Annotated in this window: 8 protein-coding genes and 1 other RNA gene; 4 read left to right on the top strand and 5 right to left on the bottom strand. The window is 56.4% G+C overall.

Annotation, left to right across the window (positions count from 1 at the left end):
* Nucleotides 1-86 precede the first annotated feature (86 nt).
* Complete coding sequence (locus tag RBB75_RS01480; RefSeq protein WP_179639033.1) at nucleotides 87-692, bottom strand: RNA polymerase sigma factor; 606 nt, start codon at nucleotides 690-692, stop codon at nucleotides 87-89.
* A 274-nt stretch (nucleotides 693-966) separates the two neighbouring features.
* Nucleotides 967-1,335 carry a hypothetical protein gene (locus tag RBB75_RS01475; protein WP_179639032.1) on the bottom strand — a complete coding sequence of 123 codons (369 nt, stop codon included), beginning with the start codon at nucleotides 1,333-1,335 and terminating at the stop codon, nucleotides 967-969.
* Nucleotides 1,336-1,625: 290 nt separating this feature from the next.
* Here RBB75_RS01475 and RBB75_RS01470 point away from each other — a divergent pair, with 290 nt between their 5' ends.
* From RBB75_RS01470 to RBB75_RS01455, 4 genes are all read left to right on the top strand, one after another.
* A complete protein-coding gene (locus tag RBB75_RS01470; RefSeq protein ID WP_179639031.1) occupies nucleotides 1,626-2,255 on the top strand; it encodes a response regulator in 630 nt (209 codons plus the stop codon).
* Nucleotides 2,256-2,652: 397 nt separating this feature from the next.
* Complete coding sequence (locus tag RBB75_RS01465; protein ID WP_353069291.1) at nucleotides 2,653-3,801, top strand: efflux RND transporter periplasmic adaptor subunit; 1,149 nt, start codon at nucleotides 2,653-2,655, stop codon at nucleotides 3,799-3,801.
* Nucleotides 3,802-7,038 carry an efflux RND transporter permease subunit gene (locus tag RBB75_RS01460; protein ID WP_353069290.1) on the top strand — a complete coding sequence of 1,079 codons (3,237 nt, stop codon included), beginning with the start codon at nucleotides 3,802-3,804 and terminating at the stop codon, nucleotides 7,036-7,038. It abuts the gene before it with no gap.
* A gap of 62 nt (nucleotides 7,039-7,100) precedes the next feature.
* On the top strand, nucleotides 7,101-8,405 hold the full coding sequence (locus tag RBB75_RS01455) for a TolC family protein (protein WP_353069287.1): 1,305 nt from the start codon (nucleotides 7,101-7,103) through the stop codon (nucleotides 8,403-8,405).
* Between the two features lie 377 nt (nucleotides 8,406-8,782).
* Here the strand turns inward: RBB75_RS01455 and ssrA are convergent.
* The 3 genes from ssrA to RBB75_RS01440 all read right to left on the bottom strand — a co-directional run bounded on the left by ssrA (nucleotide 8,783) and on the right by RBB75_RS01440 (nucleotide 11,366).
* Nucleotides 8,783-9,136: a transfer-messenger RNA gene (ssrA, locus tag RBB75_RS01450) on the bottom strand.
* Between the two features lie 173 nt (nucleotides 9,137-9,309).
* Nucleotides 9,310-9,747 (bottom strand): CYCXC family (seleno)protein, encoded by a 438-nt coding sequence (locus RBB75_RS01445; protein ID WP_257031109.1) that lies wholly within the window; start codon nucleotides 9,745-9,747, stop codon nucleotides 9,310-9,312.
* A 1,328-nt stretch (nucleotides 9,748-11,075) separates the two neighbouring features.
* The gene (locus RBB75_RS01440; protein ID WP_179639028.1) at nucleotides 11,076-11,366 is read right to left on the bottom strand and encodes a 4a-hydroxytetrahydrobiopterin dehydratase; all 291 of its coding nucleotides are present in this window, start codon (nucleotides 11,364-11,366) and stop codon (nucleotides 11,076-11,078) included.
* Nucleotides 11,367-11,404 lie beyond the last annotated feature (38 nt).

Genomic DNA, 11,404 nt, shown 5'->3' with positions numbered 1-11,404 from the left:
TTTCCGACAGAGAGATTGTAATTTCGATCAGGACAAGAGGATGAGACGGTGCGAGGCGGCGGCCAAGCGCAGGCTCATTCCACTTGTCATCCCAGCGACCGTCGCAGCACAGTTCTGGCGCGCAACAAGCGCGATTTTGTGGCGGCTACAGAGATTCCCGCGATTTCGGCGATCTCTTTGATGGACGTGTCGTGCACCTGTTGAATCTCCACGATGGTGCGGAGCGCTGGTCTCAGCCGATGGATGGCGCGCTTGAGATGGTGCTCTCTCTCCGATCGCGCGTAGTGTTCTTCGGTATTGACTCGTCGATCCGCCACCTCCCAATGCTGCCACGTCTCGCCCTCTGCTCCTCCGTCCATCGAGAGTTCGGGATGCGCGCGCTTTCGACGCAGGATCATCAACGCAGAGTTGATGGCAATTCGCGTAAGCCATGTAGAAAAGGTCGACCTGCCGTCAAAGTTCTTCAAATGGACATAGGCCTTGAGGAATGCATCTTGAAGCGCATCTTCCGCATCCTGTCGATTTCTGGTGATTCGATACATCGTGCTGAAGGTCTTCTTTGAGTGGCGGCTCCAAAGCTCGGAGAAGGCCAGATGCTCTCCGGTCTTCGCTGCGGCGACCAACATCTCATCATTCGAGGTCTCGAGGATAGCGTGCACGCTGATGGTGCCTGTAGAGAAGTATGAATCCATTGGAAAGGCCTTTCTGAGAAATTGTGGGTTGGATTTCGTCAGGTTTGATCCTTAAGATCAAACTCCGTATCAATCAGAAGACTGGCTAGTGCACTGGATCAGATATTTTGGCTTCTTACCATTTCGATGAATGGCTGCTGAAGATCTTCCCTAAGCTAAAACGGAAACCAAAGGTTCGATAGCCTAAATCGTGCCTCTGTAGGGGCACTCTTTCGAGGGGGGAGGAACACCTCAATGGGGTGTCCACTCCTTCGTGTTACGTTGGAGAACGAGTTTAGTTGCCGCTCGGGGTCTTGTCGGAGGACGAAACCACCAGTCGTCTGCCAAACATGCGCGCGTCCAGGGAATACGCGCCCGGTCCTAATAGTCCTAGAGATGCGGCAACCAGGATGGATGAGGTGAGTGCCAGGAAGGCAGGGCTTTTCATATCGAGCAACGTCGCTGCCTCAATCAGGCAACATACGATGGAGGACACAGGAGTGAACAGCCCAAGACAGATGGCGACGCCGAGCAAACCCACGCCTGTGGACGTCCAAAGGTGAGCGGCTGGATTTCCCTGGGGCATGACTTGTGTGAAGAGCGTGATGGCTACAGAGACACGCAGAAGAATCAAAGCAACACCCGCCGCTCCCGTCGGGAACATCGAAAAGAGTCTCTGCACAGCCGTGAGATTAGCTGGACTGCGGAAGGCCGGCAAACCCGAAGAGAGGGTAGGAACAGTAATACTTTTGGGGGGTGCCCTGCCTTCGTTCGCCTGGTCTCCTCGCAGGGGTCGAGAATTAACGGCACGTATTCGGAAGTTTGATGTGATTCCAACTCATCAGCGGCGATAGAATGAGTGGCATTCCCCTCCACCGGATCAAGTCGGTCGATGCCGGGAGTTCTGCCCCTCCGCTTTCTTGCGGAAGATCCGATCGGAGCAGAAGGATCGCAATGAGTGAGATACGTACCATCAGAGTCCTCACGGTCGACGACCATCCCCTTCTCCGCACCGGGATCGCGGGCGCTATTAATGCGCAGGCCGATATGTCCGTCGTGGCCGAAGCGGCAGATGGTGAAGAGGCGGTTGCATCGTTTCGACTGCATCGCCCGGACGTAACCCTGATGGATATACGGATGCCCAAGACAAATGGCATCGACGCCATCTCAACCATTCGTAAGGATTTTCCCAACGCCCGCATCGTCGTTCTGACCACCTACGGAGGCGACATTCAGGCGCTTCGTGCGTTCAAGGCCGGAGCCGTCGGTTATCTGCTGAAGAGCATGCTGCGAACCGAACTGATTGACACGATACGGCTGGCTCATGCCGGAATGAGACGAATTCCACCGGAGATAGCCCAGGAACTGGCAGAGCACGCCGGCGACGAGATCCTCACGACGCGGGAGATCGAAGTGCTGCGTGATGTGGCCAAGGGAAGTTCCAACAAGATAATCGCAGTACGGCTCGCCATCTCCGAGCATACGGTCAAGGGGCACCTCAAAAACATTCTTGCCAAACTTGATGCCAGTGATCGGACGCACGCAGTAATGATCGCTCTCAAGCGCGGCTTTCTCGACATCTGATCTCGCTTCGGAAGCCGGCGCGATACAGTAGGAGAAGGTGTTTGATCGCTAAGTCCAGAGTTTTTCTAATTAATATGGCAGTGGGTACGCGATGGCTCGACAGCTCAGATGCTAGCCAGCGTTCCGCATCTTTCTCGTGAACCAAGTGTCTTTCTATCACATTCGATTCGCCTTATCCCGAAGGCCCGCTACCGGAACCGGGTCGGTTCCAGTCAAAAAATTGACACGGGAATAGCAACCAAACGGTAGACTTTAGGTTAGATATGACAAGTGTGTCATGTGGTTCCAGAGATGTGATGCAAGGCTGATTCAAGCGTCGCTCAGATCGCGTGTATCGGATGATCTCTAAAATCGAAGAATCAACGCTTGATCCTATGGGGGATAACGAGTTTACGCGATGAGTTCAATCAGTCTCAAGCACCCAGCCACCATGCTGTTCTGCTTCGGCGCCTGTCTCCTGGCAGGTTGCAGCGCAAAGCCTTCGGATCCAAAGAGCGAAGCTCCCCCGACTGCCGTCGTACAACCCGACGCCGACCCGAATCTGGTTCACGTCGATCATCCGGATCAGTTCCCTCTGGTTGCGGCGTCCGACTACGCTGCCACCTCCACCATCCAGGTGACCGGGTCGGTCAATCCCGACATCTCCCGCACGATTCCGGTTATCTCAATCGCCTCCGGCCGGGTCGTCGAGGTGCACGCCCGCATCGGCGACTACGTTAAAAAAGGCCAGCTCCTGATGGATGTGCAGAGCACCGACGTCTCAGGCGCTTTTGGCTCTTATCTGAAGGCCGTGAACGACGAACGCCTTGCGAAGGTTCAGCTCGACCGGGCGAAGATCCTCAACGACAAAGGAGCCATACCCAACAGCCAGGTTGAGATTGCCCAGAACGCTGACGACGACGCGAAGGCCGCCCTCTCCGCCTCGGAAGAACAGCTTCGTGTCCTCGGCGTTGACAAGAACCACCCCGCTGCAACGGTCAAGGTCTACGCTCCCGCCTCGGGCTTTATCATCGCCCAGAATGTCACCAACGCCGCCGCAGCCGGAGTCACCTACGCCGGCTCGTCCAATGCCTTCACCATCGCCGACCTTTCGCACGTATGGATCATCTGCGACGTCTACGAGAACGATCTCTCCACTGTGCATCTCGGCCAGAAAGCAGACATCCGCCTCACCGCCTATCCTGACCGCGTCCTCACCGGCGTAGTCAGCGACATCGGAGCCGTTCTCGATCCGCAGATCCGCACCGCGAAGATTCGCATCCAGGTTGAGAATCCCAACACGTTAATGCGCGTCGGCATGTTTGCCACCGCCACCATCCACGGCAAGACCGCGCAGACTCACGTGCAGGTCCCTGCGACAGCAGTGCTCCATCTGCATGATCGCGACTGGGTCTACACTCCCGCCGGGGACGGTAAATTCCGCCGGGTGCAGGTACGTGGCGGCGCATCGCTGCCAGGCAATATGCAGGAGATCGTCTCCGGCCTTAACGCGGGCCAGCAGATAGTCTCGAATGCGCTCACGCTGCAGAATACGGTGGACCAGTAGATGATTCGCGGCCTGATCGACTTTGCACTGAACAATCGCTGGCTTGTACTCGGGGCGTCCCTCATGTTGTTTGCCTGGGGCGCGATCTCTTTTCATAATCTTCCCGTCGAGGCTTATCCCGACGTCGCCAACAACTACGTTCAAGTCATTACGCAGTGGCCAGGGCGCGCAGCAGAAGAGGTCGAACAGCAGGTCACCACGCCTATTGAGATTCAGATGGCCGGCATTCCGCACATGGCCCATCTCCGCTCCACCTCGCTGGCTGGCCTCTCCAGCGTCACCATGGTCTTCGACGACGACTCCGTCAACAAGGACAATCGCGACCAGGTCTTCCAACGCCTGGGACAAGTCATTCTTCCCGCCGGCCTGCAGCCCCAGATGGGTTCTGACTGGAGTCCTGTCGGCCAGATCTACTGGTACACCCTGCGCTCCTCAAATCCGGCCTACGACAGCATGGAACTGAAATCCCTTCAGGATTGGAAGCTCGAGAAGGAGTTCAAGTCTGTCCCCGGCGTCGTCGACGTCTCTAGTTTCGGCGGCGCAACTCGGGAGTACCAGATACGCATCGACCCCGATAAACTCATCGCCTACGGCCTCTCCATCAGTCAGGTCGAGCAACAACTTGCCAATAACAATCAAAACGCAGGCGGCAGCTTCATCGAGCAGGGCCAGCAGCAGGTCAACGTCCGCGAGGTCGGACTCTTCACCAACGTTCACGATATTGAAGAGACTGTTATCAAAACTCAGGCTGGCGCTGCCATCCGCGTAAAAGATATAGCCACTGTCGCCCAGGGACCCAAGATCCGTCTCGGCCAGATTGGCAAGACCTGTCGCTTCGGCACCACGCCACCTGCCGAATCGGGAGCGTCCTTCAGCGCCACGGACCCCTGCGTCGACCATGTCGATAAACCCGGTACGAAACAATCCATCCATCACGAAGACGGAAAGCTCATCGATAATGACGATGTCGTAGAAGGTATCGTTCTGCTTCAGAAGGGGGTCGACTCAGACGGCGTCCTCGAAGGCATCCACAAAAAAGTAGACGAGCTCAACAATCGTGTCCTCCCACCCGGCGTTAAGATCGTTCCCTTTCTCGATCGCAGCGAACTCCTCCACTACACCACTCACACCGTCCTCCACAATCTGACGGAAGGCATCATCCTCGTCGTCGTCGTGCTGTTTCTCTTCCTCGGCAACGCACGCGGCGCCATCATTGTCGCACTCACCATTCCGTTCGCTCTGCTGTTTGCCGCAATCTGTCTTAATCTGCTTCACATTCCCGCGAATCTCCTCTCTCTCGGGGCGTTGGACTTTGGCATGGTGGTCGACGGTTCGGTGGTCATGGTAGAGAACATCGTTCGCCATCTCAGCCATCAGCGCAAAGACACTCTCACCCCATCGGAGCAGATTCGCGAGGCTTCGCACGAGGTGCAGCGGCCAGTCTTCTTCGCACGCGGAATGATCATCGCCGCTTACCTGCCGATCTTCACGCTGCAGGCAGTGGAAGGCCGTCTCTTCAAACCAATGGCGTGGATGGTCAGCTTCGCTCTGCTCGGCGCGCTCATCTTCTCTCTCCTGCTCGCCCCGGTCCTCTCCAGCCTGCTATTCCCGAAGGGAGCCAGTGAATGGGAGAACCCGGTGATGACCTGGCTTACGGTTCGCTATCGTCAGGCCGTCACATGGGCCATCGAGCGCCGCACAGTGACTCTTTCGCTCACTGGCCTCGCCATGGCAGTGGCCCTCTTCCTTGGATTCAGCGGAGCGATCGGCTCCGAGTTTCTTCCCCACCTTGACGAAGGATCCATATGGGTTCGCGGTACTCTGGCTCCTTCCGTTGGTCCAACCGAAAGTCTCCGCGTCATGAACGAGTCCCGGCTGCGACTCTCAGCATTTCCCGAAGTCTATAAAGTAGTTAGCCAGACAGGCCGGCCGGATGATGGAACAGATACCACTGGATTTTTCAACACGGAATACTTCGTCGATCTCAAGCCCAAAGCTAACTGGCGCCCGGTGTTCCAGGAAAATAAAGAAGAGCTTATCGCTGCGATGGAACGCGAATTGGATAAGACCCCCGGGGTCCAATGGAGCTTCTCCCAGCCCATCTCCGACAACGTAGAAGAAGCTGTCAGCGGCGTCAAAGGTGAGCTAGCCATCAAGATCTACGGCGACGATCTCAAGACTCTTGAACAAAAGGGGAATGAGATCGTCTCCGTCATGGGTAAAGTGCGGGGCGTTCAGGATCTCGGTCTCTTCCGCGTCATCGGTCAGCCAAACCTCAACTACACCGTCAATCGCAAAGCAGCCGCCCGTTACGGAATCAACGTCGTTGATGTCCAGGATGCCATTCAAACCGCAGTCGGAGGCAACGCCGTCAGCCAGGTTCTCGATAAGGAAGCCCGATACGATGTTGTCGTCCGCTATCTGCCGAGCTATCGCGACACCGAAGACGCAATTAACAACATTCGTCTTCTCTCTCCCAGCGGCGAACGCGTCTCTCTCGCCCAGCTCACTACGGTCACAACAGAAGACGGCGCTGAAGAGATCTATCGCGAATCAGGTCAGCGCTATGTTGCCATCAAGTACAGCGTCCGCAACAGAGATCTCGGTTCCACAGTCGAAGAGGCAATTCAGAAAGTCAATCAGCAGGTGAAACTCCCCCCCGGATATAAGACCGACTGGGCCGGAGAGTATGAGAGCCAGAAGCGCTCCTCACGCCGCCTTGCGCTCGTGCTGCCCATCACTATCATCGTCATCTATCTTTTGCTCTACACAATGTTCCACTCCGGGAAGTGGGCGACTCTGATCCTTATCAACGTCTCCCTGGCGCCCCTTGGTGGCCTGCTCGCGCTCTACCTCACCCACACCAACTTCTCTGTCTCCTCCGGGGTAGGCTTTCTCGCGCTCTTTGGCGTCTCGGTGCAGGTCGGCGTCATCATGCTGGAGTACATCAACCAAATGCGCGTCCGTGGCCACTCCATTGAAGAGTCTGCCGTTGAAGGAGCTGTGCTGCGCCTTCGCCCCATCATGATGACCATGCTTGTTGCTACTCTCGGACTGCTCCCTGCTGCGACCTCGCACGGCATTGGGTCCGACTCGCAGCGGCCCTTTGCCATTGTCATTGTCGGCGGACTCGTTGGAGCGCTTCTTATCAGCGTCTTCCTTCTGCCCACACTCTACGTCTGGATTGCAAGGCCCGACGATGTCCTCCCTACCCCCGAGACGGAGTTTGAGAACTAATGCAGTCTAACCGCGCAGGCCGATCTTCAACGACTCTCACCCAAGCCACGGAAGGAGGTTCCATGTTCGTAAAATCCATGATTGCGAAACAGATCGCAAAAACAGACACAAAATGCCGGAGCCTCCTCGCCGCCGCCTGCCTCCTGCTCCTGCCCTGCGCCGCCTTCGCTCAAACTCTACAACCCCCCTCCTCCCCCAGCGCCATAACCATGCAGCAGGCCGTCGATCTGGCACGCGCTAAAAATCCAACCCTGCTCGCCGCCCAGCAGAATCTTCTCTCGGTCAAAGCCCAGGAGATCCAGGCTGGTGTTAGAGCCAATCCCTACTTCACGCTCTATGGAACAAACGTTACCCTGCCCGCCGAGGGAGCCTCCAACCCCTACTCCTACAGCGGACAAGTCTCTCGCCTCTTCGAGCGCGGACAAAAACGCCGCTGGCGCCTCGATGTCGCCCGCTCCACCACCGTCCAGACCGACGCCCAGCTCCAGCTCACCATCCAGCAGACTGTTCTCGCAGTCCACCAGGCTTTCACCAACTTCGTCATCGCTAAGGCCGCCAAAAAACTCGCAGACGACAACCTCGCCGACTACAGGCATGAACTGCAGATCAGCCACGACCGTTACGCTGCCGGCGACATCGCTAAGCTTGACTTCGAGCGCCTCGACCTGCAGCTCGCCCAGTTTGAAACCGACGAATCGAATGCCATCACCGCCGCCCAGCAGGCCTCCGACCAGCTTCAGGTCCTCCTCGGCGCTGACAAGCCGCGTACCGACTTCGACGTGATCGGCGACGTCGTTCCCCCACCCCTTGCCTCCACCATGGAAGAGCTCGAACAGAAGGCCCTGGCTGCCCGCCCCGACCTCAAAGCCGCCGCCGCCGCCGTCGCCGTCGCCGATGCCAGCGTCAAGCTCGCCTACGCCAACGGCACCACCGACCCCACCCTCGAAGGGGAGTACGACCGCTCCGGCACCTACAACTCTGCGGGCTTTTCCATCAATATCCCAATCCGCCTCTTCGACCGCAACCAGGGCAACAAAGAGACTGCCAAGTTCACCGCCCAGGCCAGCCGATTCTCCGTCACCGCCGCCCACAACCAGGTCATCTCCGACGTCGACCAGGCCTACTCCGGATACTTCAATGCCAAGGTGCTCTCGGATCGCTACAACGGCCACTATCTCGACGAAGCGAAGGACGTTCTCGACATCGCCCAGTTCAGTTATCAGCACGGCGGCCTTGCCCTGATCGACTATCTGGACGCCCTGCGCGAATCGCGCTCCGTCACCGCGGACGCTCTCAACGCCTACTCCCAGACCTGGATGGCGATTCACCAGCTAAGCTTCGCCACCGCCACCGAAATGATCCCATAGCCGATCCCACGGCCTCTTAGCGGAAGGTAAAGTCACTTAGGGCCACGTATAGTCGCTTGGGGCGAGGTGTAGTCGCTGACTCGAGGGCAATTTCAGAGTCTCACGCCTAATTCCGTCGTCGAGTCCCGATTCGGGAACTGGGTAAAAATAAAGTGCAAAGCTCTGGCGTATTTTTAGACGGCCAAAAAGTGGCGGCAAGCCACCACGTTCAGCCACGCAAAACACCATACTCACACCACAATTTCACCACGATTTTTCACCGCGAATCTGCGAAAACCCCTGCAAAACAGGGGTAACACCACAGCAGTATTAATCTGCCGCGATGAATCTGCCGCGAGACTAAATTTCGCGCGTCTGGTCCTATTCGAAGAGTGTGATGGTGGAGGCGGTGGGAGTCGAACCCACGTCCGAAAAAACTTCCAACAGAGAGCTTTCATGCTTTTTCCGTATCATTTTTGTCTCGTCATCGGCGCTTAGAACGGACGAAGATGCGACGACGACCAGTCTGATTGATCTCGTCCGACCCGCTCAGACGGAGCAGGGAAGACCAGCCTACTGTGCGACGATCGGTACAGGCCCGTAGGCGAAGCTTGAGCGATCGGCTACTTATTTAATTAAGCAGCAAGAGCGAACTGAGGTTCGGCACTTATAGTTTTGTGAGCGATTACGGGTGTCCACACCCCGGCATGCCTCTCTGCCACAAGCAATCCCGTCGAAGCCGTGACGCCCCCATCCGGAGCTGGCACCAACATTGCATTGGGCGCTACAAAGAACTGCTTCGATTATAACTCGCTTCACGCGAAGGTCAGGATTCCCGCGCCAATCGTGATCAGAAACATCAGAAGAGCAACCGATCTTCAGCGGTGTCAGATGCTTGCCGAGGCTTGTGCCAAGAGCAAGGCGACTACATGGTTGCGTTGACGAGGTCGACATCCTGCCACTCGCCACGCTCGATGCCGGCGCGAATCTTTGCCGGGGTCTGGCCTTTTTTCGTCTGCTGATAGGCGTAGATAGCTTCTTTCATGCAGGTGGAACAGGCTGCCCCGTGGGTGCCTTCGAAGCAACTGTGGAGGCTGTTGTGACGCATCACTTTGTCGCAGTGGCAGTAGCAGGGTTGCTGATGCAGGACTGCGGGGATGGCGGCAGCCATCTTGTAGGCGGTGACCTGATAGGGATGTGTGAAGTAGGGTCCTGTCAGTTGATCTCCGCTAAGCACGGGCGGAAGGGGCTTTGCCGGTGCGGATGCGTTGTAAGCCGGGACTTCTTCCGATGGGTTTGACCATTGGGCTGAGGCGGCCATGGTGGCCAGACCTAATGCGATGCATCCGAGGATCCGCTTCATATCGACATTTTAGATCAACCGCTCGTGTTCCATGCACCGTTGCAAATGTCAGTTGTCGGAATCTTCTCTCTGCTCTCTCTCTTTTCGAAGCAGATTCGGTAAGAAGCAGATTTGTTGAATTAACTGAAGGTCTGCTACCCCCCTCCCCCCCAAGGGGGTATTTTGGGAGTAAATGGTTTATTTTCTTTGGTTTGCAGACGCTGTGTGCCTGTAAGCCATTCTATCTAAATGGGTTGCTCCTAAAATATTGCATTGAGATGGTTTAGGTCGCCTGATGCCCGTCCACCTTCACCCTGACGCATGTCCAGTACCCGAAGTGCTGCTTCAAAGTTAATTATAGAGATTCGACCATAACTCATACGCCAGAGCTATCTTATTGTTCTGGATAGGGTTAGGCCTTCCTGGGGCTTGACAGGCCAATTTGTCCTCTGTTTGCTTGCGTGGGACGTGTGGCTAATCTTTGGGGGCTGGCGGGAAGTATTGATCTTTTGATCGGTGGGAGAAGCCCTCAAACGCGACGGATAGAGGTGATGCTAGAGCGATGGGGGGGGGTGGAAGGTGCCTCAGGGCAAAAAAATGCGGCACGAACGGTGCTTTGCTCGTGCCGGGAGGCCAGTGACGCAACTTGTGTCAGCCTTTGCTTCGATGGTGCGGGCTGAGATATTTCACGGGGCGGAAGACTCACGCTCTCGTTGAATTGAAGATACCACAATATGGAGGAAAAGAAAGCAAAATATGTTCCATCATAGAAATTTGATGGTTTTATGGGCTACTTTTTGGCTATTTCGTGCCAAGATTTCATGTTAAAACGCTTATAATCATTTAGTTATAACAAATAGCACTTTTCCCACATATTTTCTTCGATGAAAATATAGGTGTCGATTCATTCTATGAAATACAGTTTTTTGCGGGCTAATGTTGGCTGCGCGACCTTAGGGGCAATGTGCGGTAGAAGGAGAGACAGAGGAAATACAGGATCTCTCCACTGCGTCACGCGATAAGACTGCGCGACTTCGGTCGAGATGACGAGCCGTAAAGGGAAGGTCCTCTATGACAGGCTCCTTCTATCAGAGAAACTGTCCTGCCGGACGGGCCTCCTGCGCGGAGCGCGGCCACTTCGTGGCGGGTATACCTTGTTGTGGTGAGGGAGCGATGCTGGTCCTCCCGTTGGTCGGAAAAAATGATCCCAACTAACGGGAGGCCCATGCTCCTTCTCTTGCCTAGACCGGGACACACGCCACGAAGTGGCCGCGCTCCGCGCAGGAGGCCCGTCCGACAGGACACCCTGGGGAGCTTTTTGCGGGCGTCTTCTATCCGGGTTAGCTGTTTTATGCGGGAGGAAACTCTTTGCTGAGCTGGGCGGCCATGGAGGCGTCGCGATGGGTGATGCCGGCGGCGTCGTGAGAGACCAACCCGAGGACAACCTGGTTGTAGCGGATGTCGATGTCGGGGTGGTGGCCGGCGGCCTCTGCCAGAACGGCGACCCGGTTGACGAAGGCCATCGCTTCGAGGAAGTCCTTGAAGGTCCACTCGCGCACCAGCTTGCCACCCTTGAGATGCCACTCGGGGTGGGCCTTGAGGACGTCCTCGATCTCGGCTGCATTCATGGCTTTCTTCATGGGGAAATCACCTCGTCCTGCGATCCTAGCTTCCGATC

Origin of the sequence: Tunturibacter empetritectus, assembly GCF_040358985.1 — a bacterium.
Classification (GTDB): domain Bacteria; phylum Acidobacteriota; class Terriglobia; order Terriglobales; family Acidobacteriaceae; genus Edaphobacter; species Edaphobacter empetritectus.
Note: the sequence above shows the minus strand (reverse complement) of the source record. Positions and strands in the feature narration are given on the sequence as shown.

Coding starts and splice junctions, on each gene's coding strand:
- RBB75_RS01445 (WP_257031109.1), bottom strand. CDS start 9,747: ATGAAGCGGATCCTCGGATGCATCGCATTAGGTCTGGCCACCATGGCC.
- RBB75_RS01470 (WP_179639031.1), top strand. CDS start 1,626: ATGAGTGAGATACGTACCATCAGAGTCCTCACGGTCGACGACCATCCC.
- RBB75_RS01475 (WP_179639032.1), bottom strand. CDS start 1,335: ATGTTCCCGACGGGAGCGGCGGGTGTTGCTTTGATTCTTCTGCGTGTC.
- RBB75_RS01440 (WP_179639028.1), bottom strand. CDS start 11,366: ATGAAGAAAGCCATGAATGCAGCCGAGATCGAGGACGTCCTCAAGGCC.
- RBB75_RS01460 (WP_353069290.1), top strand. CDS start 3,802: ATGATTCGCGGCCTGATCGACTTTGCACTGAACAATCGCTGGCTTGTA.
- RBB75_RS01455 (WP_353069287.1), top strand. CDS start 7,101: ATGTTCGTAAAATCCATGATTGCGAAACAGATCGCAAAAACAGACACA.
- RBB75_RS01465 (WP_353069291.1), top strand. CDS start 2,653: ATGAGTTCAATCAGTCTCAAGCACCCAGCCACCATGCTGTTCTGCTTC.
- RBB75_RS01480 (WP_179639033.1), bottom strand. CDS start 692: ATGGATTCATACTTCTCTACAGGCACCATCAGCGTGCACGCTATCCTC.